General features: G+C 61.6%; 21 protein-coding genes. 11 read left to right on the top strand and 10 right to left on the bottom strand.

The window, feature by feature from the left end; genetic code table 11:
* Positions 1-67: 67 nt before the first annotated feature.
* Positions 68-562: an Lrp/AsnC family transcriptional regulator gene (locus tag FHX10_RS29295; protein ID WP_063473700.1), complete on the bottom strand. Its 495-nt coding sequence runs from the start codon at positions 560-562 to the stop codon at positions 68-70.
* Positions 563-663: 101 nt separating this feature from the next.
* On the opposite strand from FHX10_RS29295, the gene FHX10_RS29290 reads away from it, so the two are divergent.
* From FHX10_RS29290 to doeB, 10 genes are all read left to right on the top strand, one after another.
* On the top strand, positions 664-2,049 hold the full coding sequence (locus tag FHX10_RS29290) for a PLP-dependent aminotransferase family protein (protein ID WP_063473764.1): 1,386 nt from the start codon (positions 664-666) through the stop codon (positions 2,047-2,049).
* Between the two features lie 122 nt (positions 2,050-2,171).
* On the top strand, positions 2,172-2,957 hold the full coding sequence (ehuA, locus tag FHX10_RS29285; protein WP_047619687.1) for an ectoine/hydroxyectoine ABC transporter ATP-binding protein EhuA: 786 nt from the start codon (positions 2,172-2,174) through the stop codon (positions 2,955-2,957).
* A gap of 55 nt (positions 2,958-3,012) precedes the next feature.
* The gene (ehuB, locus tag FHX10_RS29280; protein ID WP_047619777.1) at positions 3,013-3,861 is read left to right on the top strand and encodes an ectoine/hydroxyectoine ABC transporter substrate-binding protein EhuB; all 849 of its coding nucleotides are present in this window, start codon (positions 3,013-3,015) and stop codon (positions 3,859-3,861) included.
* A gap of 152 nt (positions 3,862-4,013) precedes the next feature.
* Entirely contained in the window at positions 4,014-4,673 is a 660-nt protein-coding gene (ehuC, locus tag FHX10_RS29275) for an ectoine/hydroxyectoine ABC transporter permease subunit EhuC (protein ID WP_047619689.1), read from the top strand.
* A gap of 4 nt (positions 4,674-4,677) precedes the next feature.
* On the top strand, positions 4,678-5,337 hold the full coding sequence (gene ehuD, locus FHX10_RS29270; protein ID WP_097545047.1) for an ectoine/hydroxyectoine ABC transporter permease subunit EhuD: 660 nt from the start codon (positions 4,678-4,680) through the stop codon (positions 5,335-5,337).
* A gap of 2 nt (positions 5,338-5,339) precedes the next feature.
* Complete coding sequence (gene eutA / locus FHX10_RS29265; RefSeq protein ID WP_097596211.1) at positions 5,340-6,119, top strand: ectoine utilization protein EutA; 780 nt, start codon at positions 5,340-5,342, stop codon at positions 6,117-6,119.
* Between the two features lie 4 nt (positions 6,120-6,123).
* Complete coding sequence (gene eutB, locus FHX10_RS29260; protein ID WP_097596212.1) at positions 6,124-7,125, top strand: hydroxyectoine utilization dehydratase EutB; 1,002 nt, start codon at positions 6,124-6,126, stop codon at positions 7,123-7,125.
* Positions 7,122-8,114 (top strand): ectoine utilization protein EutC, encoded by a 993-nt coding sequence (eutC, locus tag FHX10_RS29255; RefSeq protein WP_097596213.1) that lies wholly within the window; start codon positions 7,122-7,124, stop codon positions 8,112-8,114. Before eutB ends, eutC begins: the two co-directional genes overlap by 4 nt.
* A gap of 32 nt (positions 8,115-8,146) precedes the next feature.
* On the top strand, positions 8,147-9,328 hold the full coding sequence (doeA, locus tag FHX10_RS29250) for an ectoine hydrolase DoeA (protein ID WP_097596214.1): 1,182 nt from the start codon (positions 8,147-8,149) through the stop codon (positions 9,326-9,328).
* A gap of 7 nt (positions 9,329-9,335) precedes the next feature.
* Positions 9,336-10,343, top strand: a complete 1,008-nt coding sequence (gene doeB, locus FHX10_RS29245) for a N(2)-acetyl-L-2,4-diaminobutanoate deacetylase DoeB (protein WP_097596215.1) — start codon at positions 9,336-9,338, stop codon at positions 10,341-10,343.
* Positions 10,344-10,380: 37 nt separating this feature from the next.
* Here the strand turns inward: doeB and FHX10_RS29240 are convergent, their stop codons facing one another.
* The 9 genes from FHX10_RS29240 to FHX10_RS29200 form a co-directional block, all read right to left on the bottom strand.
* Positions 10,381-12,198, bottom strand: a complete 1,818-nt coding sequence (locus tag FHX10_RS29240; RefSeq protein WP_097596216.1) for a methyl-accepting chemotaxis protein — start codon at positions 12,196-12,198, stop codon at positions 10,381-10,383.
* A 430-nt stretch (positions 12,199-12,628) separates the two neighbouring features.
* Positions 12,629-12,877 carry a hypothetical protein gene (locus tag FHX10_RS29235; RefSeq protein WP_047619707.1) on the bottom strand — a complete coding sequence of 83 codons (249 nt, stop codon included), beginning with the start codon at positions 12,875-12,877 and terminating at the stop codon, positions 12,629-12,631.
* A gap of 188 nt (positions 12,878-13,065) precedes the next feature.
* Positions 13,066-14,139, bottom strand: coding sequence for a DUF5666 domain-containing protein (locus tag FHX10_RS35310; protein ID WP_063473691.1), 1,074 nt, complete (start codon positions 14,137-14,139; stop codon positions 13,066-13,068).
* On the bottom strand, positions 14,136-15,029 hold the full coding sequence (locus FHX10_RS29225; protein WP_063473690.1) for a DUF6502 family protein: 894 nt from the start codon (positions 15,027-15,029) through the stop codon (positions 14,136-14,138). Before FHX10_RS29225 ends, FHX10_RS35310 begins: the two co-directional genes overlap by 4 nt.
* A gap of 153 nt (positions 15,030-15,182) precedes the next feature.
* Positions 15,183-15,557 carry a hypothetical protein gene (locus FHX10_RS29220; protein ID WP_063473689.1) on the bottom strand — a complete coding sequence of 125 codons (375 nt, stop codon included), beginning with the start codon at positions 15,555-15,557 and terminating at the stop codon, positions 15,183-15,185.
* A 10-nt stretch (positions 15,558-15,567) separates the two neighbouring features.
* Positions 15,568-16,614, bottom strand: a complete 1,047-nt coding sequence (locus FHX10_RS29215) for a flagellar hook-associated family protein (RefSeq protein ID WP_063473688.1) — start codon at positions 16,612-16,614, stop codon at positions 15,568-15,570.
* A 2-nt stretch (positions 16,615-16,616) separates the two neighbouring features.
* Positions 16,617-18,077 (bottom strand): flagellar hook-associated protein FlgK, encoded by a 1,461-nt coding sequence (flgK, locus tag FHX10_RS29210; protein WP_047619722.1) that lies wholly within the window; start codon positions 18,075-18,077, stop codon positions 16,617-16,619.
* 13 nt (positions 18,078-18,090) lie between these two features.
* Positions 18,091-19,383, bottom strand: coding sequence for a flagellar hook protein FlgE (locus tag FHX10_RS29205; protein WP_047619723.1), 1,293 nt, complete (start codon positions 19,381-19,383; stop codon positions 18,091-18,093).
* Positions 19,384-19,707: 324 nt separating this feature from the next.
* The gene (locus tag FHX10_RS29200) at positions 19,708-20,589 is read right to left on the bottom strand and encodes an EF-hand domain-containing protein (protein WP_063473687.1); all 882 of its coding nucleotides are present in this window, start codon (positions 20,587-20,589) and stop codon (positions 19,708-19,710) included.
* Positions 20,590-20,752: 163 nt separating this feature from the next.
* On the opposite strand from FHX10_RS29200, the gene FHX10_RS29195 reads away from it, so the two are divergent.
* A complete protein-coding gene (locus tag FHX10_RS29195) occupies positions 20,753-21,400 on the top strand; it encodes a TetR/AcrR family transcriptional regulator (RefSeq protein WP_063473686.1) in 648 nt (215 codons plus the stop codon).
* Positions 21,401-21,517: the final 117 nt, after the last annotated feature.

Raw genomic sequence — 21,517 nt, 5'->3', positions numbered from 1 at the left:
ATTGTCTGTTGGCGGATGCAAAAAGAGAGAGATGGTCTAAAGAACGGCGGCCTGGCAGAGAGATTGTCTACGACGCGGTCTCTTCGCCGGCCGCAGTGAACGAAGAGACCGGAAGGACTGTTTCGTCCTTCACCGTCTTGGTGACGATGTAGGTGAAGTAGCGGTCGATGCCGAGTTCGCGGTCGAGAAGCCCGTCGACCAGCCGCTGATAGGCGTCGATATCGGGTGCGATGATCTTCAAGATGTAATCGACGCCGCCGCCGACCGACCAGCAGGCGACGATCTCCGGGGTTGCGCTGATGGCGCGTTCGAAGCGTTCGAAATCCGCCTGGCGATGATTGGCGAGCGTCACTTCCATCATCACGCTGGCGACCGGCGCGATGCGCCGCGGAGCGATGCGTGCGTGATAACCGGTGATAACACCGGCCTTTTCGAGTTTGCGCAACCGCATCCAGCAGGGCGTCGGCGACAGTCCGGCCTTTTCGGCCAGCGCCAGCTTGGTGATGCGGCCGTCGCGCTGGACGGCGTCGAGAATGCGCAGGTCGATGGCGTCGAGCTTCATGGTGCTTTCTTTAGAAAGAAATCATTTCAAACGCAGGGAAAAGACAATGGAAGCGCATTTTGGCATTGTCAATTGAACTGATTTTCAGCAGTGTTGAAATCATGACAAAGTGGCGCCCCGATCCCTCGCAACTCCGCCGGCCGGCCTATCTCTCGATTGCCGAGCAGATCGCAAACGCGATCACTGACGGCAAGCTCTCCGACGGCACGCAATTGCCGCCGCACCGCAAGATGGCGGATGATCTGCATCTCTCGGTGCAGACGGTCAGCCGCGCCTATGACGAGCTGATCCGCCGGGGGCTGATATCAGGCGAGATTGGACGCGGCAGCTTCGTCCAGACGCGCCCGCGCGAGCCGGAACCGCCCTACCTGCCGGAACGGCTGGGCGAGCTGATCGATCTGTCGATCCTGAAACCGGTCTGCGAGCAGATCCATCTGGAAAGGCTGCGGCAGGCCTTCGGCTGGCTTTCGGAAAACCTGCCCTCCAGTTCGGCCCTTTCCTTCAGGCCGAACATGGTGTTTCCGCGCCACCGTACCGTCGCCACGGAATGGCTGGCGCGCTGCGGGCTGGAGATATCGCCGCTGAACATCAGCCTGACGAACGGTGCGACGTCGGGCATGACGGTGGCGCTGATGAGCGTTGCCCCGCCCGGCTCGACGATTGCGACCGAAGCGATCAGCCACCATACGCTGGTTCCGCTCGCCACCTATCTCGGTCTGCATCTCGAAGGGCTGGCGATCGATGAGGAGGGCATGATCCCCGAGGCGCTGGATGAAGCCTGTCGGAAGGGACCGATCCGGGCAATTTTCCTGCAGCCCTCGGTGATCAATCCGATGGCGGCGCTGATGAGCGCGGAGCGCAGGCAGGCGCTCGCCACCGTCGCCGCCAAACATGATATCGCAATCATCGAAAACGACATTCTCGGCCCGATGGTCGAGAACCGCGCGCCGCCGATGGCAGCCTTTGCGCCGGAACGGACACTGTACGTCACGAGTTTCACCAAGATCACCGTTCCGGGTCTGCGGATCGGCTATCTCACCGCGCCCGACCGCTATGTCGCCGCCGTCGCCAACCGGCATCTCGTGTCCAACTGGATGGCGACGCCTGCCATGGCCGAGATCGCCACCCGCTGGGTCAGCGACGGCACGGCAATGGAACTCGTCAACTGGCAGCGCCGTGCCCTTTTGAGCCGGCACGCGATCGCGGCGGAGATGTTGGCCGGGCTTCCCTACCGGGCGCATCCGCAAAGCCTGCACGTCTGGCTGCCGCTCTCCGGCAATCATACGGAGGACGGGTTCGTATCGCAGGCAAGGCTGCGCGGGGTGGCGATCGCGCCCGGCAAATCCTTCCATACCACCGATCAGGGCTGGACGCCGGCTGTGCGCATCTCGCTTGGTTCGACGACGGAAAGCGAGTTGCGGACCGGGCTTGGGATCGTCGCCTCATTGGCGCAAGGCAATCCGGAAGAGCTGCTGCTTGCGATCTGACGCAACTGCCTTGCGTTTGGGCATTCGCAGAATAATTGTCATGATATTATTTTACGAATTGACATGATTTTGATGGACGGTCATCGTTAGGACATTGCTTGTCTCAACAGGGAGAGACATGAATGCTTCCGCCCATCATCCGCATCGACAACATCGTCAAAAAATACGGCCCACTGACCGTACTCGACGGCCTGTCGATGAATGTCATGCCGGGCGAGAAGCTGGCGCTGATCGGGCCGTCGGGCTCCGGCAAGACGACGATCCTGCGCATTCTGATGACGCTGGAGACGATCAGCGGCGGCCATATCGAGGTCGACGGCGAACAGCTCTACCATATGCCCGGCAGCAGTGGGCTGGTGCCGGCCGATGAGCGGCATCTGCACCGCATGCGCGAAAAGATCGGCATGGTCTTTCAACATTTCAATCTGTTCCCGCACAAATGCGTGCTCGACAATGTGACGCTGGCGCCGATGCTGACCAAGGGCATCAAGCGGCCGCAGGCCGAAAAACGGGCTATGGAGCTTCTCGACATGGTCGGCCTGGCCGACAAGGCGAGAAGTGTCCCGGCGCAGCTTTCCGGCGGGCAGAAGCAGCGCGTTGCCATTGCCCGAGCGCTGGCGCTGTCGCCGAAGATCATGCTGTTCGACGAGGTGACCTCGGCGCTCGACCCGGAGCTGGTCGAGGAGGTGCTGAACGTCATGCGGCGGCTGGCGTCCGAGACCGATATGACCATGCTTCTCGTCACCCATGAAATGGGCTTTGCCCATGATTTCGCCGACCGTGTCCTGTTCTTCGACCGCGGCAAGATCGTCGAGGAAGGCAAGCCGGGCGACATCTTTCGCAATCCGACGCAGGAGAGGACGCAGACCTTCCTGCGCAAGATCATTGCGGCGGGGCACCGCGTCTGAGCTCAGACATTGCCCGCAAGAACAAACTCAAGGAAAATCAGAGGAGTTGGGAACGATGAAAGCAGGATATTTTTTGAGCGCCGCCAGCCTGTCGGTGCTTCTGGTTGCAGCAGCTGCCCCGGCCTCGGCTGCCGATGACAAGCTCGAGCAGCTGAAGGAGCAGGGCTTTGCGCGTATTGCCATTGCCAACGAACCGCCGTTCACCGCCGTCGGCGCCGATGGCAAGGTGTCCGGCGCCGCACCCGATGTGGCGCGCGCCATCTTCGAAAAGCTCGGCGTCAAGGAAGTCGTCGCCTCGATTTCGGAATATGGCGCGATGATCCCCGGCCTGCAGGCCGGCCGCCACGATGCGATCACCGCGGGCCTCTTCATGAAGCCCGAGCGTTGCGCCGCCGTCGCCTATTCCGAACCGATCCTCTGCGACGCCGAAGCTTTCGCTCTCAAGAAGGGCAATCCGCTGAAACTGACCAGCTACAAGGACATCGCCGACAATCCGGACGCCAAGATCGGCGCGCCGGGCGGCGGGACCGAGGAGAAGCTGGCGCTTGAGGCCGGCGTGCCGCGCGACCGCGTCATCGTTGTTCCGGATGGCCAGAGCGGCATCAAGATGCTGCAGGACGGCCGCATCGACGTCTACTCGCTGCCGGTCCTGTCGATCCATGACCTGATGGCCAAGGCGAACGATCCGAACCTCGAAACCGTCGCTCCGGTCGTCAATGCGCCGGTCTATTGCGATGGCGCTGCATTCCGCAAGCAGGACGTCGCCCTGCGCGACGCCTTCGACGTCGAGCTGAAGAAGCTGAAGGAATCGGGCGAATTCGCCAAGATCATCGAGCCCTACGGCTTCTCGGCCAAGGCCGCGATGTCGACGAGCCGCGAAAAGCTCTGCGCCGCGGCGAAGTAATCGTGGCAGCCGGCCATGCCATCGGCATGGCCGGGTTGTCCCCGAACGATCTCCTAAAGCGTGTTGCGCTTTAGGTCCTTGTTTTTACGCATGTCGTCATCGCAAAACCGCTGCACAGTTTTGCGCGGCATGCTCTAGGAAGTGAGTTGCCGATGTCGGTATGGTCCGGCTATCTGACACTGATCCTTGAGGGCGCCCTGGTGACGCTCGAACTGACGGTCATGGGGTCTGCGCTGGCACTGGTGATGGCCTTCCTGGCGGGCCTCGGCCGGCTGTCGCGCTTCTTCGCCGTGCGGGCTCTGGCGACGGCCTATATCGAATTCTTCCGCGGCACCTCGATCTTCGTCCAGCTTTTCTGGGTCTATTTTGTGCTGCCTTTTGCGGGTTTGACCCTGACGCCGCTGCAGGCGGGCGTGCTGGCGCTCGGGCTGAATGTCGGTGCCTATGCGGCGGAGGTGGTGCGCGGCGCCGTCAAGGCCGTCGGGCGCGAACAGTCGGAAGCCTGCATCGCGCTCAACCTGTCGCGATACCAGCGCATGCGCCACGTCATCCTGCCGCAGGCGCTGCCGCTGATGCTGCCGACCTTCTGCAACAATGCGATCGAACTTCTCAAAGGCACGGCCGTCGTGTCGCTGATCTCGCTGACGGATATGACGTTCCAGGCGCAGGTGGTGCGGGCGCAGACCGGCAATACGCTGGTGCCCTTCGCGACGATCCTCATCCTCTATTTTCTCATGGCCTCGGCGATCTCCGCGACGATGCGCTGGCTGGAGCGGCGTATGGCGCGCAGCCTCGACGGCATAAGGACCTGATCGGATGGAATGGGATTGGGACTTCGTCTGGCAGATCATGCCGACCCTTCTCGAAGGGTTCCAGATCACCATTCTCGCGACCATCCTCGGCGCTGCCGTCGCGATGATCGTCGGCCTGGCTCTTGCGATTGCCCGGCGATCACCGGTCGCCGGCGTGTCCCGCACGGTCGGCTTCGTCTCGGAATTCATCCGCGGCACGCCGCTGCTGGTGCAGCTCTATTTCATCTTCTACGTGCTGCCCGATATCGGCATTCGGCTGGCGCCGCTGGTCGCAGGCGTCATCGGTATGGGCATTCACTATGCGACCTATACCGCCGAGGTCTATCGCGCCGGCATCGAGAATGTGCCGCGCGGACAATGGGAGGCGGCCAAGGCCACAAATCTGACGACGCGCCAGGCATGGATCCACGTGGTCCTGCCGCAGGCGATCCCGCCGATGATCCCGGCACTCGCCAATTATTTCATCGCCATGTTCAAGGAGACGCCGCTGCTTTCGGCGATCACCGTGCTCGAACTGATGAACCAGGCCAAGAGCATCGCCAACAGCAACTACCGCTACATCGAACCGATGACGCTGGTCGGCGTCTTCTTCCTCGTCATCAGCCTGATCTCCGTAGTGGGATTGCGCTGGCTTGAGGAACGCTACGCCAGGATGGATGACTGACCATGACCGTAGAGATTGAGATCATCCCTGCCGGCAGGCTGCCGCGACTGGAGAATCGGCCGCTGGAAAAGCGCATCGGCCTGATCATCCTCGCGACCGACCACACGACGGAAGTCGACTTCCAGCGCATGGTCGCCAGCGATCGCCTCGGCGTCTATGTCAGCCGCATCCACTACGCCAATCCGGTCACGGCCGAAAACCTCCTGAGGATGCAGCCGTTGCTGACGCAAGGCGCGGCACTGATCCTGCCGGACGAGGCGCTCGATGCCATCGTCTATTCCTGCACCTCCGCCTCGGTGGTGATCGGCGATCGCAACATCGAGGCGGCGATCCATGCGGCCAAGCCCGGGATTCCCGTCGTGACGCCGACGGCGGCCGCCGTGAAAGGTCTGAAAGCGCTTGGCGCCAGACGGATCTCGGTGCTGACGCCCTATACGGTCGAGACCAGTCGGCCGATGGCGGACTATTTTTCGGATCTCGGTTTTGCGATTGACCGCTTCACCTGTCTCGGCCTGACCGATGATCGCGAGATGGCGCGGATCGCACCGGAGGAGATCCTTGCCTTTGCGCGCCAGGCGCTGGCGCCGCAATCGGACGCGCTGTTCATCTCCTGTACGGCGGTGCGCGCAGCCCAGGTCGCTGCCCGCATCGAAAGTGAGACCGGCAAGCCGGTGGTGACCAGCAATCTGGCGACGGCCTGGTCCTGTCTGAGGCTTTGCGGCGATGATCGGGCGCGGCCCGAACTCGGTCAGTTGATGACCAAGTCCTATTGGGAAGGCTGAGATCATGGTGAGCACCTTGCCCGTTTCGCTGGAGGACATCCGTGCGGCGGCGCGACGGATTGCCGGCCGCGTGACCACCACTCCGATGGTGCAGTCCGCGTCGCTTGGCGAATTGGCCGGCGTGCCAGTGCATCTCAAGCTCGAACATCATCAGACGACCGGCAGCTTCAAGCTCCGTGGGGCGACCAATGCGGTGCTGTCCTTGTCGCCGGCGCAGCGCTTACGTGGCGTCGTCGCAGCCTCGACCGGAAATCACGGCCGTGCGCTTGCCTATGCGGCAAAGGCCGAAGGTGCCGTTGCGACCATCTGCATGTCGCGGCTGGTGCCGGAGAACAAGGTTTCGGAGATCCGCCGTCTCGGCGCCGATGTCCGCATCGTCGGCGTATCGCAGGACGAGGCGCAGCAGGAAGTCGACCGGTTGGTCCGCGAGGAAGGGTTGGTGATGGTGCCGCCCTTCGACCATCCCGATGTCGTGGCCGGGCAGGGGACGCTGGGGCTTGAAATCATCGACGACTTGCCGGAGGCGGCGAGCGTGCTGGTGCCGCTCTCGGGCGGCGGCCTTGCGGCGGGGCTTGCGGCCGCGGTCAAAGCCATCAGTCCGACGACCAAAGTGATCGGCCTGACGATGGAGAAGGGTGCCGCGATGAAGGCAAGCCTCGATGCCGGGCAGCCGGTGCAGGTCGAGGAAGTGGCGAGCCTTGCCGACTCGCTCGGCGGCGGCATTGGTCTCGACAACCGCGTCACCTTTGCCATGTGCCGCGAACTTCTCGACGACGTCATCCTGCTGACCGAGACGGAAATCGCCGCCGGCATGCGCCATGCCTATGCCTGCGAACGCCAGGTCGTCGAAGGCGCGGGCGCGGTCGGTATCGCCGCGCTGCTTGCCGGAAAAATCAGGGGCGGCGGTCCCATCGTCGCGATCTTGTCCGGGGCGAATGTCGACATGGAGCAGCACCTGCGGGTGATCAACGGGACGCAGCCGCTCTACGGCGAGGAGGGGCCATGAGCCGGATGATCATTCTGACGGAAACGGAACTGAGGAAAGTCATCGGGCTTGACCGAGATGCGGTCGCCTGCATCGAGGAGGCTTTCGCAGCGCTTGCGACCAAGGCCGTCGCCATGCCCCCGATCCTGCGGCTCGACATTCCGGAATATCGGGGCGAAGTCGATGTGAAGACGGCCTATGTGCCCGGCATCGAGGGCTTCGCGATCAAGATCAGCCCCGGTTTCTTCGACAACCCCCAGATCGGCCTGCCGAGCACCAACGGCATGATGGTGCTGCTGTCGAGCCGGACCGGACTGGTGCAGGCACTGCTGCTGGACAACGGCTATCTCACCGACGTGCGCACCGCAGCAGCCGGCGCTGTCGCGGCGAAACATCTGTCGCGCCAAAATGCGTCCGTGGCCACGATCTTCGGCGCCGGTATGCAGGCGCGGCTGCAGCTCGAAGCGCTGACGCTGGTGCGGCCGATCCGCGAAGCAAGGATATGGGCGCGCGATGCCGCCAAGGCGCAAGCCACGGCTGCGGAATTGGCCGGAAAACTCGGCTTTCCCGTCATCGCGACATCGGACGCCAGGGGAGCAGTGACCGGCGCCGACCTCATCGTCACCACCACGCCGTCGGAAATGCCGATCATCAAGGCGGGGTGGCTGGAACCCGGACAGCATCTGACGGCGATGGGCTCGGATGCCGAACACAAGAACGAGATCGATCCGGCCGCCATCGCCGCTGCCGGCCTCTACGTCGCCGACAGCCTGAAGCAAACGCGGCGCCTCGGCGAGCTGCATCACGCAATCGATGCCGGCCTGGTCGCGGCCGATGCGGTCTTCACCGAACTCGGCCAGATCGTCGCCGGCCGGGCGCCGGGGCGGACGGATAACGACCAGATCACCATTGCGGACCTGACCGGGACCGGCATTCAGGACACCGCCATCGCCACCCTCGCCTTTGCCCGAGCCGGCGCGGCGAAGGCCGGGACCACGTTCGAAAGCTGACCGGCGCGGCGCCGGAAAAGAAGGGAAGAGACATGACCCAGCCCAACCTCAAATTCTCGCTCGGCGAATATGCCGCGCGGCTGGAAAAGACACGGCGTGCCATGGAAGCGAAGGGCGTCGACCTGCTGATCGTCAGCGACCCGTCGAACATGGCCTGGCTCACCGGCTATGATGGCTGGTCCTTCTATGTGCACCAGGCGGTGATCGTGCCGCCACAGGGAGAGCCGATCTGGTTCGGCCGCGGCCAGGATGCCAACGGCGCCAAGTTCACCGCCTATCTGAAGCATGACAACATCATTGGCTATCCCGATCACTATGTGCAATCGACCGAACGCCATCCGATGGATTATCTCTCGGGCATCCTCACCGAACGCGGCTTCGGCAAGCTGACGATCGGCGTCGAGATGGACAATTACTGGTTCTCGGCGGCGGCCTTCGCGGCGCTGCAGAAGCACCTGCCGAATGCGCGCTTCGTCGATACGACCGCCCTCGTCAACTGGCAGCGCGCGGTCAAGAGCGAGACCGAAATCAAGTATATGCGCAATGCCGCCCGCATCGTCGAGGCGATGCATGCCCGCATCTTCGACAAGATCGAGGTCGGCATGCGCAAATGCGATCTGGTCGCGGAAATCTATGATGCCGGCACCCGCGGCGTCGACGGCATCGGCGGCGATTATCCGGCGATCGTGCCGCTGCTGCCGTCCGGCGTCGAAGCATCCGCACCGCATCTGACCTGGGACGACCGGCCGATGAAGACGGGCGAGGGCACCTTCTTCGAGATTGCCGGCTGCTACAACCGCTATCACCTGCCGCTGTCGCGCACCGTCTTCCTCGGCAAGCCGACGCAGGCCTTTCTCGATGCCGAAAAGGCGACGCTGGAGGGCATGGAGGCCGGTCTTGCGGTCGCCAGACCCGGCAATAGCTGCGAGGATATCGCCAACGCCTTCTTCGCGGTGCTGAAAAAATACGGCATCGTCAAGGACAACCGCACCGGTTATCCGATTGGCCTTTCCTATCCGCCGGACTGGGGCGAGCGCACCATGAGCCTGCGACCGGGCGACCGGACGGAACTGAAGCCCGGCATGACCTTCCATTTCATGACCGGCCTCTGGCTCGACGACATGGGATTCGAGACGACCGAGAGCATCCTCATCACCGAGAGCGGTGTCGAGTGCTTCGCGAACGTGCCGCGCAGGCTGATGGTCAAGGATTGAGGCTGCGATGACAGAGATTGGCTTGCGACCGTCACCGATCAGCGCGACGGTCAATTTCGCCGCCGAGGGCGTCCAGCACGGCTTCCTGCGGCTGCCCTACAGCCGCGACGATTCCGCCTGGGGATCGGTGATGGTGCCGATAACGGTCATCAGGAACGGCAAGGGGCCAACGGCTCTTCTGACCGGCGGCAATCACGGCGACGAGTATGAAGGACCGATCACACTCTTCGATCTTGCCCGCACGCTGAAAGCTGAGGAGGTGAGCGGCACTGTCATCATCGTGCCGGCCATGAATTATCCGGCATTCCAGGCGGGAACCAGGACCTCGCCGATCGACAGGGGCAACATGAACCGCAGCTTCCCGGGCCGGCCGGACGGCACGGTGACGGAGAAGATTGCCGACTATTTCCAGCGGGTGCTTCTGCCGATGGCGGATCTCGTCCTCGACTTCCATTCCGGCGGCAAGACGCTCGATTTTCTGCCGTTCTGCGCGGCCCACATCCTGGCGAACAAGCAACAGGAGAAAAAGGCCTTCGAATTGGTGACGGCCTTTGCGGCCCCCTATTCGATGAAGATGCTTGAGATCGATGCGGTCGGCATGTACGACACCGCCGCCGAGGAGATGGGCAAGGTCTTCATCACCACGGAACTCGGCGGCGGCGGCACCGCCACGGCCAAAAGTGCGGCGATTGCCAAACGCGGCACCATCAACGTGCTGCGCCATGCGGGGATCGTCGCGGGCGCCGTCGAGACCGGCCCGACGAGCTGGCTCGATATGCCGGACGGCCGCTGTTTCTCTTTCGCAGAGGAGGGCGGGTTGATCGAGCCTGTCATTGACCTCGGTGAAGCCGTGGCCGAAGACGCCGTCGTCGCGCGCATCCATCCGATCGGCCGGACCGGAATGGCGCCCCGCGAGATCCGCGCCGGCATGAACGGCATTCTCTGTGCCCGGCATTTCCCGGGGCTGGTCAAAGCAGGCGACTGCGTTGCCGTCGTGGCGATCGTTACGGACTGAGGTGGGAAGGGCGGCCCTTCCCTTTGCCGCGGACGCGTCAGGCCGCTTTCTGCGATCTTGACGGGCTGGCGGCCGCGTCGATCTGAAAGCGGCTGACGACCCCTTCCAATGTCTGCGTCTGGCTGCCGAGCGCCCGGCAGGCCGAGGCGGTTTCGACGGCCATGGCGGCGTTGCGTTGGGTGACCTGATCCAGAGCGTTGACGGAGGCGTTGATCTCGCCGATCGCCACCGCCTGCTCGGAGGACACCGAGACGATGCGGGCGATCAGACCGGCAACCTGCTCGACCTGTCCTTCGATTTCCAGAAGCGCCTTGCCGGTGCGGTTGACGAGCTGCACCCCGGTGGAGACCTGAGACGAGGAGGTGGAAATCAGCGCTCTGATCTCCTTGGCGGCGTTGGCCGAGCGCATGGCGAGTTCGCGCACTTCCTGGGCAACGACGGCGAAACCCTTGCCCGCTTCGCCCGCGCGGGCCGCCTCGACCCCGGCATTGAGCGCCAGAAGATTGGTCTGGAAGGCGATTTCATCGATGACATTGACGATGTCGCCGATCTGGGAGGACGAACCTTCGATCCGTTCCATGGCGGCGATCGCTTCGCGAACGACGGCCGCCGAATGTTCGGCGCTGGTGCGGGTCTCGGTCATCATGCCGGTTGCCTTGCCGGCATGGTCGGAGGCGTCTTTCGCCTTGGCATTCATCTCGTCGAGCGCGGCTGTGGCCTCTTCGAGCATCGCGGCCTGCTGTTCCGTGCGCAAGGCAAGGCTGTCGGCGGCATCGGTGATGCCGGACGAGGAACTGCCCACTTGCTTGGAGGTCTGGGCGATCTCGGCCATCGAAGCGCAAAGCGCATCCATGCTGTCGTTGAACTTTGCGCGCAAAGTTTCGTAGGCCGTGGCGAAGGGCGTCGTGATGCGGCAATCGAGATTGCCGTTCGATAGCTGTTCCAGGCCGTATGTCAGTTGGGCGATCACCGTTTCGCGGATCTGTTCCTCAGCGGCCTTTTCGGCCAGCTGGCTGCGCTCGCGCTCGAATTCCGCGTCGCGAAGTGCGGTCTCGCGCTTCTGCGCGTCCTGCCGTTCGAGCGCATTGCGGCGGAATACCGCGACGGCCTTGGACATGGCGCCGATCTCGTCGGAACGGTTGGCATAGGGAACTTCGGTCGAAAAATCGCCTTCGGCGAGGTTGCCCATATAGGCCTTCATACCGTCGAGCGGCACGATGGCGCGACGGCGCAGGAGATAGAGGCCGATCAGCAGCAGGCCGAACGAGCCGAAACCCGCAGCACCGGCATAGATCGTCCAGGTGACGATTTCCGAAGCGGCATTGCGCTCCTCGCCCTTCAGGAAGGCGTCGGAATTGGCAACGAGTTTCTCGACCGCATCCTGATGCGAATGGAAGGCAACGCGCAACTGTTCGATCGCACCATGCGCCTTGTCTTCATCCTTGGCATTCAAGGCGGGGATGATCTCGCGGTTCATCACCCCCCAGAATGCATCGCCCTTGGCGATGACATCGTTTTCAAGCTCGTCCTTCAACGCCTGCGGCAGCCGGGTGGTTTTCCAATAGGCGCGGCGGTCGTCGTAAGCGGCCTTGAGATTGGCGATCTTGGCAAGATTGGTGTCTGTTAGTTCGGGAAATTTGCTCGCCTCGAAGGAGAGCATGTAGGATTCGACCACGAACAGCGGCGGCGGTAGAATATCGGCAATCAAATCCTTGCCGTAGACGACCTGCTCGTAAACCGGACCGTTGACCTTCAGCCGTTCGAGCGCCGATTGCTGCAATCCGATCGACATGAAAAGACCTACTGAAACGGCGACGCCGAACGCCACCAGACTGCGAGCGATGGTGAATGCCAAGACTGTCTCCAAATAACTTTTGGCCTCTCTACTTCGAGAGACCTGATCTACGTACGGCATTATTTGGCAAGAACACTGAAATATGGTTAATTCTTATGAGGTCGGAGCTTAGCCAGCTCTTTCAGGTCTGGGGCAACCGTCCAAAATTGGGTTGATAGGTTGAAGCGGTGGTATCAAACCATCACCAGCCATCATGATGGCTCAAGGCGACATCACCTTCATCGCGAAGGAGATCAGCTTGGCTGCCCTCAGCTTTCCGTACGAAGTGCAAAAAGCATGTGATCTTGCTCGCCGTGAAAACGGCTCGATAGCCGCCATAGCCGAGCGGACCGAAGCCCAAGGATTTCCTATCGCGGCGCCGGGGTTATCGCGGATAGCGTTGTCAAGCGGTTAGCTTCTGAATGGGTCGATCGACGCGCCGGTAAGCCTTTCAGGCCAATCGCATGAGCATTTCATTCAGGTCGCTGATCTGGCGGAGCAGTTCGACCAACTTGTCCGTATCATCTTGGCTGAGCCGGCCCGTTCCGGCGCTGCTCTGCCAAAGATGTTGAAATTGTTGGCTCGTCTGGCGCGCGCTGCTCATGATTTCGATGATTTGCGCGCGGTTTTCCCAGGTTGCAACGACGGTCGATTCGTTCATTTCCATCGACACGTCCGGTTCGCGTTCCAGCAAAAGCAATTCCTGATTCCTCTTGGCGACGGCGGGTTGGTTCGGCAGTCAGCAGCGATTGAAAATCAAACGATTGTCTGTCGGGTGTGGGGCGAACCCGATAGACAATCGGCAAGTCCTTCTTGGGAACCCAAATCAGGAATCGCAAGAGCAATAAATGGGAAATTTTCCCATATGTCAATCTGATTGATGGCGCGTTAGCGCGGAACTGGAGGATCCGTAGGCGGTGGACCGCGGCGCAAGGGGTCTTGCGGCGGCGGACCCCGCCTGTTCGGATCAGGATAATCTCCGCCAGGCCCGCCTCTGCCGAAAGACGGATGGCCACGCTCTGGCCCGTCTGGAGGACCATCCGGCGGGCGAGGACCAAAGCCGTCTGGGCCTTGCCTGTCCGCAAAGCCCGTCATTCTGCTTGAATCGCGAACGGTGACGTCGACAAATCCATGGCCATCGGGAGACATTCGCATCGAGCCGTAAGGCGCTGAGCCCCCAGGTCCTGCGCCAGCTCCGCCCTTTTCTGCGGGTTTGAAGGTCTCGACGTTGACGACACCTCGTTTCAGACCCGGCACCACAGGTTCGGCCTGAATGCGTATAATGACCGATCGATTGGCGTCCGTCCTGAGACGCACGACGGTTTGCTTGCCGACCAAATGTGCTTGCGCCTGCCCAAGCGAAAGGCCGCCGAGCAAGACGCGATTGCCGCTCCTTACGGGGACACCGCGAACATGGGCGCCATCGGAAACGGCGCGATGCTCGATGCGTCTGGCAATGATGGTGCCATCCGGTTTGCGGATGCCGAACACGGCGACCCGCTTGCCCTTTCGCAAGCCCTTCGTGACCAAACCGGTCGTGTCGACGGTTTGCGACAGGATGGTCATCCCGGTCTTACCCATCTCGTCGATGCGGCCCTGGACCTCGCTGACGATCGCGATGCGGGCAGCACGCTTTCCTGCCATCAGCACCCGGACGACATGACCGACCTTCATCGCGCTTGCAGGCGCGCGTCGTCCATCGATGTCGATCGGCGTCGTCGCACTGAACGGTATGTGGATGTTGTTGACGATGATGCTGCCAAAACCCTGGATGGTCCCGACGATGCCGGTTCCACCGATACCGTGGTCTTCGTTCTCTCCACCTCCAATGGAAAGACCGGAGCCTCCGATGCCATGATCGCCGGTGCCCGTCGGCTGCGCGGCTGTCATCGCTGGCATCAGAACCTGGAGCGCTATTCCGCCCAAGAGAAACTGTCTTCTCGAGATCGTTGACGGGCTCATGCGTCAGTCTCCGTCTCGGAAGCGGCTGCTGCCGGAGGAACTGCGTCACCCTCCTCGGTCATGACATAGACGCCCGTGATCCAGCGGCTGTTGCCGCCGGGATCGTCCTTGATGGCCTGATGGGCGATCTTGTTGAGCTTCAGGAGCAGCGCCATCCCTTCCTTGCGCCCAATCTCGTCGAGCCGGGCTGCCAGCGCTGGAGATATCCCGTCATAATGAACGGCGCGTTCGAAATAGGGAGGAGGGTCGTTCATCAGATTCATGACCGATGCCTGGACGTGGTCACGAAGGTTGCGGGTAAAATAATGCCGGCGGGCTTCGTCCCCGGCATTCGGGACGATCGATGAGAGGTTGAGCTGGATCCAACCGTTCTGATCGACAACGACAATGTCTCTGTCCAGCCAGTCGTCCAGGATCGAGCGAGGATGGACGTCCTTGGTGATGTCGCCCACCAGGCTTTCGAATGACGGACCGCCGTCGCTGGATGTGCGGGGCAGGGCGCTCGGCCTATCCTCCGCATCGCAATAGAGCGGATCGGCAAGCCATCTCGCAAGAATGCGGCTCGTCTGCGAAACACTCACGGTGAGAAAGGATGCCGTCAGGGCCTGTCCACGCAGCCGGTTGACGTCCTTGCGGTGGATGCCGGTCAGAAGCGAGATACGGCTATCCGTCTGCTGTTTGTTCGGCAGCGTAAATTCGTTCTCCGCAACCTCGATATAGAGGCGGCGAAGAATGGCCGAAAAAGCAGTGAAGTTGAAGCCGGAGGCGAGAGCGAGTTTGACCAGCGGGCGAAGCACGCGGACGAGCATGGCCTGCAAGGTCTCTTCGGAGAATGGAAGCTTCGCGCGCGGCTTTGACATCAACAATACACTCGGTCCCTGAAAGACCATTGCCGGCAGACTTCGACAGTCGCCCTCCATCTCCCTATGGCAAAGTCCAGACTGCCGCAACGGACAAGCCACATGCAAGACCAGCCTATGCCATGCTCCCGGGCGGCGCGGCCGTTGTCACGCCGCCTTCGAGACGAGATTTAGCGTGGTCCGTTAATGAGTTACCGGATGCGGCTCGGGTGAAAGCACCGCGCCATGGCGCCAGTCGATCAGCCGGTCGATACGTGCAATCTTGTGGAAAACCTCGAAGACATCGAATGACGCGCCTTTCTCGATATGGCCGGCCAAGAGCTCGCAAAGCTCGAATATTTCGGGCGGCGTGCCGGTCATCTCGACGCCGTCATCGGTGAAAACGCCTGATCGCGGCCATGCCCGCGGCTGTTGTTCGTCGAGTTTGCAGCCGACGAAAGGGATTGTATCGATGATGCCGGCAGCGAGCGCGAAGGCGGCTTCCGTCACGATTTCGGAGCAATCCGTGCTCGGCTGTTTGCTTAAGGCTGGTATCTGCAAGCGCTTGAACTCCTTCATGTCAGATCCGTCAGAGGTAATTGACCAAACTCAGGCCCTGGAGTTTCGAGACGAGCGTATAGGCCGTTTCCAGTTGCGTTTGCAGTTGGTTGACGAGTGTCGACGCCTCATAGACATCCACGCCCTGGAGATCGACGAGCTTTCCCTGAAGCAGGGTTGATTGAGCGTCGAGGGCGTCATTTGCCTTTTCGACCCGCTCCTGCGAGAGGCCGAGCTCGCTTTGCTGCGTGACGATGCCGGCCGTTGCCTGCGCCGCATAAGCGATAGCCTTGGATGCAACGGTGCTCTGCGCATCGGATGCGAGATCCTGACCGAAGAGGGACGACACGACGACGGATGCAAGCGCGAGATAACGCATGCCTTCCGAATTCGCGTTGGTGGACGAGGTGATGGTTTCCGATCCGCTGATCCGGCTTGTCATGTCGGTGCTCGAGGCAGTCGACCAGCCGTCTGCAGAGTCCGTCCAGGCGCTCTCGGAAAACATCGGCTCGACCGTGTCGGTGATGAATGTGCCGATTTCCTCGCCCGTCAGCTCGTTCACGTCTTTTCCGAGGCCGGTTGCATAGTCGCTCAGCGCCGTCACGATCGTATCCGAGACCGTGGAAGTTTGGTCGGTCAGGGGCTGGCTGTCGAGGTTTGTCCCGCCAAACAGGAACTCGCCGTTGACGGCCGTATTCGCCGTCGAGATCAGTTGCGAGACCGTGGAGCTCGCTGTCTGCAAGGCGACGGCGATACTCGTCGTATCCTGGCTCGCCTGAAGCGCGGTCAGGTTCGAAACCAGGCTGTCGCCGGCATCCTTGAGGTTTGAAAGGGCCGTCTGCGACGCGTCCATGCGCAATGCGACGACGGAATTGCTCGTTTGAAACGACGCGGCCTGGTTGATGGCGCTGGTGAAGTTGAGCGACTTTGCAGCGCCGGCACCAAGGGCCGTACCGATATCGCTGTAGGTTCCCGTCGTTGCCTCTGTCGAAGCGCTCTGCAGCTTGGACTGGGACTGGCTGATGGTCAGCTTGAGAACGTTTTGCATCGCCGATGATGAGACAAAAGATGCTTTCATGACTAGCTCGCTATGTCGAGGAGCGACTTGAACATGTCGTCGATGACGTTCAGGATTTTCGTCGCCGCTTTGTAGGATTGTTCGATGTCGAGAAGCAGCGTCAGCTCCTCGTCGAGGTTCACGCCCGCTTCATTGGAATAAGCCTCGTCGGAGCGCGACAGGGCCGCCGAAGTGGTTTCGGAGGCCGTCGTCGCATCGCTGCGATATTGCTCGAGCCAGCCGATGGAGGCGCTGGCATAGTCCGTCAGGCTTTGCGTCGTGGAGAGGCCGGCATCGGAAGAGAAGGAGCGCTGTTCCGTCAATGCCTCGTACAGGGCGTCGAGATTGTCCGAGAAGCCGCTGTCTCCCGACGTGTTGAGATCGGTGATGCCGCTGATCGTTCCATCGCGCAGCTTCGTCGCATCGCCGCCGTCGCTCGTGACGACGGCTGTATTGACCGAGATGGTGGACGCGATCCCGGTGATATCGTCGGTGTCGGACGGCGTTGTCCCGGTTGCGCCCGATGCTGTCGTCCACACGAAAAGTCCGGGTGCGCTCGTGCTGCCGTCGGTTTCGGAGAAGATCTGGACGAGCGATTTGGCGATCTCGTCGAGCTGGGCCTGGAAGGTCGGGGCGACCTCGTCGCGAAGCTGCAGCAATGACTGCAGGCTGCCCGAGGCAGTGGTCGTCGATCCTTCGCCGGCGTCGAGCGCAACCCCGTCTATGTAGACGGAATTGCCCTCCGTTCCCGCGACATAGGTTGCTGTCGAGGTGAATGAGACGGTGCGCGGTACAGTCTCGAACAGCACGGTGCCATCCGAGGTGTAGAGCGCCATGTCGTTATTGCTGCGGACGACGGAATTGACGCCGACGATCGAGGAGATCTGCTTCAAGAGCTTTTCGCGCTCGTCGAGCGCCGAGGATGTATCCGCGCCGGTCGATGTCGCCAGTTTGACTGCGTTGTTTGCCGTCTCGAACTGCGACAGCAGCGTATTCAGCGTCGAGACCTGCGTGGCGATTTCCGCGTCGGCGTCGGTTCTGATCGACTGAACGCCGTCGCTTGCGGTATTCAGCGAATTGGCAAGATCCTGCGCGGCGGTGACGGCCGATTGTGCCGCGGTCGTGCTGCTCGGCGAGGTGCCGAACGTCTGGAGCGCCTGCTGGAATGCCGCGAGATAAGTGCTTGGCGAGGTCTCGTAGTCATTGCCGCCCACCAGCGACTTCAAGCTTTCAAGGCCGGTCAGAAGCGTTTGCTGGGCGCTGTCCTTGGAATTCGTCTGCAGGTACTGAGACAGAAGCGCGGTTTCCTGCGCCCGGCTGATGCTGACGACCTGCGCGCCGGAAAGGGATGTCGTGATCGACGCTTCCCGTCTCACATAGTCGGAGTTTCCTGCATTGGCGATGTTCGTCGAGACGACGCTGCTTTGCTGGCCGGTATTGTTGAAGATGCTTTGTGCGCTGTTTAAGGCGGAGGTGAGCGACATGCCGACGCCCTCCCTATCGTTTCAGATTGACGAGGACATCCATGATATCGGAGCCGGTCTGGAACACCTTCGAATTGGCGGTATAGCTGCGCTGCGCTTCGATCATCTCCGTCAGTTCGCCGGCGAGATCGACGTTCGAGCTTTCGAGAGCGCCGGACTGGATGGAGCCGAGGCCGTTGGTCTGCGGGAAGCCGGTTACCGTCACGCCGGACATTCCGTTGGCGGTGTAGACGTTGCCGCTGAGCAGCGTCAGATTGTCGGGGCTTGCGACCGTCGCGAGAGGAATCTGGTAGAGAGACTTCGTCGTGCCGTTGGCATAGGAGACCGACACCACACCATCCGTGCCGATCGAGACCGCACTCACAGCGCTCGCGGCCTGGCCGTCGGCCGAGCCCGTCGCCGAGAAGTCGGAGGCGAGCTGGGTGAAATCCGAATAGTCCATGGTGATCGTCTGTGCCGTCGTCGGATCGACGATATCCGTGTCGGTCGCCGAGGTGAGCTGTCCGTCGGCGTCGAAGGAGAGCGTCGCGACGCTGACGGCGTCGGAGGAGTAGGGGAAGGACGTCGTGCCGCCGGTGGTTGCGTCGGCATTGCGATAAACCGCGACCTCCCAGGTGCTTCCGGTGACCGCGCCGCTTGAATCCGTCGTCACACCGGTTTTGGTGAAATAGTAGTCGTATTGGACGGTAGCGCCGAGGCTGTCATAGGCAACCAGCGACATTTTCTGCGTGTCGTCGGTGACATCAGACGTGTTGGCGCTCGGCAAAGTCGTCGTATCGGTAACGACGGTCGCTTCGGAGTTCAGGTTGCCGCTGAAATAGGCGCTGCTCGAGGCAACTGCGCTCAATCCCGACTGGGACACGTTGACCGGCACCAGGCCGTCAAAACCGTTGACGACCACCGCCGGCACGCCGGAATCATAGGAATATCCCATCAGCGTGTAGCCGGCGCCGTTGACGAGATTGCCGTCGCTGTCGACAGAGAAGTCGCCGGCCCGGGTGAGCACCGGCGTGCCGTCGGCACCTTGCACGATGAAGAACCCGTCTCCCGAGATCGCCAGGTCGTAATCGGAGGTCGTGTAGGAGATGTCCCCCTGTTCGGAAATCGCCTGGCGCACGGATGTCTGAACGCCACCGGAATTGTAATTGCCCGACGAAGACGGCAGGACCAGCGACGAGAAGGACGTGGAAACGGCCTTGTAGCCGGTGGTGTTGGCATTGGCGATATTGTCGGAAACCGTGCTGAGCCGGTTTGCCTGGGCGCTCATGCCGGAGACGGCGGTTTTCATGCTTCCAAAAATGCTCATGGCTCGATCCTTTAAGGTTTGGGAACATGCCATGTGACGAAAGGCTTCCAGAGCCCGGATGGCGGGCGCACGACATCGCTGGCGCCGTGCAAAAGCCGACACCGGTCGATGATCTGATTGTCTGGACTGACCCCGTGATGGCGATAGGCGCTTCGGCTCATCCGCGCGCTGGTTATCCGTGCGCCTGTGACGGCGCACACTTCAACATTTCCATATTTCGGAAGCGACCCGACTGAAGGCTCTGCCGGCTCAACTGCCGGGTCGCTTTAAAACCGTCTCAGTGCAGATCCTCCAGCGACCGCAATGGCGACGGCTTAACGACCGTCAGCTCGTGGACTGTGCAGACAATGAACCGGTGCCCGACGTGTCGAGCAGACTAAAGAGCTGGCTCGCCTGGCTTTCGGTGACGTCGTCCGGCTTACCCGCCATGAATTCGTCCAGTGTCACGAGCCCGTCTCCATCCGTATCGAGATCGGAGAGCAGGGATGCAAACTGGTCATCGTCATCGTCACTGGACGACGGCGGCGGTCCTTCGGGACGTTCCGACTGCTGAGCGGACATGGCCTCGGTCAGCGTATCGACCGATAGCGAGCCGGCACCTTCGCTGTCGAAGCTGTCGAACAGCGTGCCGGCCTGCTCCTCGCTCACATCGGACGGCCGACCTGCAACGAATTCGGCTTTGCTTACCTGCCCGTCGCCGTCGGTATCGAGATCGGAGAGCAGGGATGCAAGATCGTCATCGTCGGAAGGTGGCGGGGGTGGCGGCCCCTCGGCACGTTCCGACTGCTGGGCGGACATGGCTTCGGTCAGCGCATCGACCGATAGCGAGCCGGCACCTTCGCTGTCGAAGCTGTCGAACAGCGTGCCGGCTTGATCCTCCGACACATCGGACGGCCGGGCTGCGACGAACTCGGCCTTGCTGACGTAGCCGTCGCCGTCGCTGTCCAGCTGCGCAACGTCCATGTCTGCGCCGCCGTCCTGCTGCTCGCTGGAAGCGGACTGATCGGCGAGGCCGTTCATCGTCAGCGACATCAACTGCGACATGAGTTTCTCAGCGCTGTTGGCCGCGTCTTCGCTGAGCTGCTGGGTTGTGGTTGATTTTTTTGCCGAAACCGTATTACAGGATAGGACGTCCTGGGACGCTGACGTCGAACTCTTGCTATAGGAATAGGAAGACATTGACGTTGCGGCGGAAATGGTCGTCATAAGCGCTCCATCGCTAGAGGGTGGGGATGCAACGCATTACAGAACTGATGAGTTCTCTAAATCGAAATTACTAATGCCACAACCGAAAAAATCGTCCCTCAGAAATCGTAGTCTCCTTTCTGCGGGCGTCGGCTTGTGCTTCGATGAGGCGGTCTAGATCATCATGGATGTTGCCGACGATCCCGCAGATGAGCCGCGCAAACGGGGCCGGCCGAAAGTCTCCAGCGATGATGACAAGCGCGTGCATATCGTCGAGATTGCCCGCCGCGTTTTTGTAAAATACGGCTACGCCGGAAGCACGACCGCGGTCGTCGCCACCGAGGCGGGTGTTTCGAAACAGACGCTCTACAAGCTGTTTCAGAGCAAGGAAGAGCTGTTTGCCGCCGTGGTCGGTGCTCATCGGCGCATGATGCTCGACCTGCCACGGCCTCCAGAAGATCTCTCGATCGCCGAGAGCCTTGAACGCATCTTCATGATCGACATGGATGAGGACAAGGATGCCGATCGTGCCGGTTTCCTGCAACTCGTCTTTCGCGAAGCGGGGCAGTTTCCCGAACTCGTCGACATTCTGCAGCGCGAAGGCATGCGTGCCAGCCGGCAGCAGCTTGCCGACTGGCTGAGCGACCGCAGGGCCGAAGGCAGGCTGTCGCTTGATGATCCGACCAGCGGAGCCCGCATGCTGATGGATATGATCTTCGGTGGCATGGGGCCGCCGGAAGGGCGTGCTCAGGCCTGGCCCGACCGGGCGGCACTGCTTGCCCATCTCCGGCGCTGCATTGCAATCTTTGCCGCGGGCGTCGGCGCCGCGTGACCCGATAAAGCCGCGATCCCTCGGCTTTCGACGTCCTGTTGCATTTTCGAAGAATTATAGTACCATGTGGTTCTATTAAATTGATTCGGCCGCATGAATGCGGTCCGTCAGCGCCAT

This window comes from Rhizobium sp. BK591, assembly GCF_014195045.1.
GTDB lineage: Bacteria > Pseudomonadota > Alphaproteobacteria > Rhizobiales > Rhizobiaceae > Rhizobium > Rhizobium anhuiense.
The sequence above is the reverse complement of the archived record's forward strand: the minus strand, read 5'-3'. Positions and strand labels throughout refer to the sequence as shown.

What these genes read in the sequence shown, in the direction of transcription:
- doeA (WP_097596214.1), top strand. Translation starts at nt 8,147, where the DNA reads ATGACCCAGCCCAACCTCAAATTCTCGCTCGGCGAATATGCCGCGCGG.
- FHX10_RS29215 (WP_063473688.1), bottom strand. Translation starts at nt 16,614, where the DNA reads ATGAAAGCATCTTTTGTCTCATCATCGGCGATGCAAAACGTTCTCAAG.
- eutC (WP_097596213.1), top strand. Translation starts at nt 7,122, where the DNA reads ATGAGCCGGATGATCATTCTGACGGAAACGGAACTGAGGAAAGTCATC.
- FHX10_RS29290 (WP_063473764.1), top strand. Translation starts at nt 664, where the DNA reads ATGACAAAGTGGCGCCCCGATCCCTCGCAACTCCGCCGGCCGGCCTAT.
- FHX10_RS29295 (WP_063473700.1), bottom strand. Translation starts at nt 562, where the DNA reads ATGAAGCTCGACGCCATCGACCTGCGCATTCTCGACGCCGTCCAGCGC.
- flgK (WP_047619722.1), bottom strand. Translation starts at nt 18,077, where the DNA reads ATGTCGCTCACCTCCGCCTTAAACAGCGCACAAAGCATCTTCAACAAT.
- eutB (WP_097596212.1), top strand. Translation starts at nt 6,124, where the DNA reads ATGGTGAGCACCTTGCCCGTTTCGCTGGAGGACATCCGTGCGGCGGCG.
- FHX10_RS29205 (WP_047619723.1), bottom strand. Translation starts at nt 19,383, where the DNA reads ATGAGCATTTTTGGAAGCATGAAAACCGCCGTCTCCGGCATGAGCGCC.
- ehuB (WP_047619777.1), top strand. Translation starts at nt 3,013, where the DNA reads ATGAAAGCAGGATATTTTTTGAGCGCCGCCAGCCTGTCGGTGCTTCTG.
- FHX10_RS29200 (WP_063473687.1), bottom strand. Translation starts at nt 20,589, where the DNA reads ATGACGACCATTTCCGCCGCAACGTCAATGTCTTCCTATTCCTATAGC.
- FHX10_RS35310 (WP_063473691.1), bottom strand. Translation starts at nt 14,139, where the DNA reads ATGAGCCCGTCAACGATCTCGAGAAGACAGTTTCTCTTGGGCGGAATA.
- doeB (WP_097596215.1), top strand. Translation starts at nt 9,336, where the DNA reads ATGACAGAGATTGGCTTGCGACCGTCACCGATCAGCGCGACGGTCAAT.
- FHX10_RS29195 (WP_063473686.1), top strand. Translation starts at nt 20,753, where the DNA reads ATGGATGTTGCCGACGATCCCGCAGATGAGCCGCGCAAACGGGGCCGG.
- FHX10_RS29220 (WP_063473689.1), bottom strand. Translation starts at nt 15,557, where the DNA reads ATGAAGGAGTTCAAGCGCTTGCAGATACCAGCCTTAAGCAAACAGCCG.
- eutA (WP_097596211.1), top strand. Translation starts at nt 5,340, where the DNA reads ATGACCGTAGAGATTGAGATCATCCCTGCCGGCAGGCTGCCGCGACTG.
- ehuC (WP_047619689.1), top strand. Translation starts at nt 4,014, where the DNA reads ATGTCGGTATGGTCCGGCTATCTGACACTGATCCTTGAGGGCGCCCTG.
- ehuA (WP_047619687.1), top strand. Translation starts at nt 2,172, where the DNA reads ATGCTTCCGCCCATCATCCGCATCGACAACATCGTCAAAAAATACGGC.
- ehuD (WP_097545047.1), top strand. Translation starts at nt 4,678, where the DNA reads ATGGAATGGGATTGGGACTTCGTCTGGCAGATCATGCCGACCCTTCTC.
- FHX10_RS29225 (WP_063473690.1), bottom strand. Translation starts at nt 15,029, where the DNA reads ATGGTCTTTCAGGGACCGAGTGTATTGTTGATGTCAAAGCCGCGCGCG.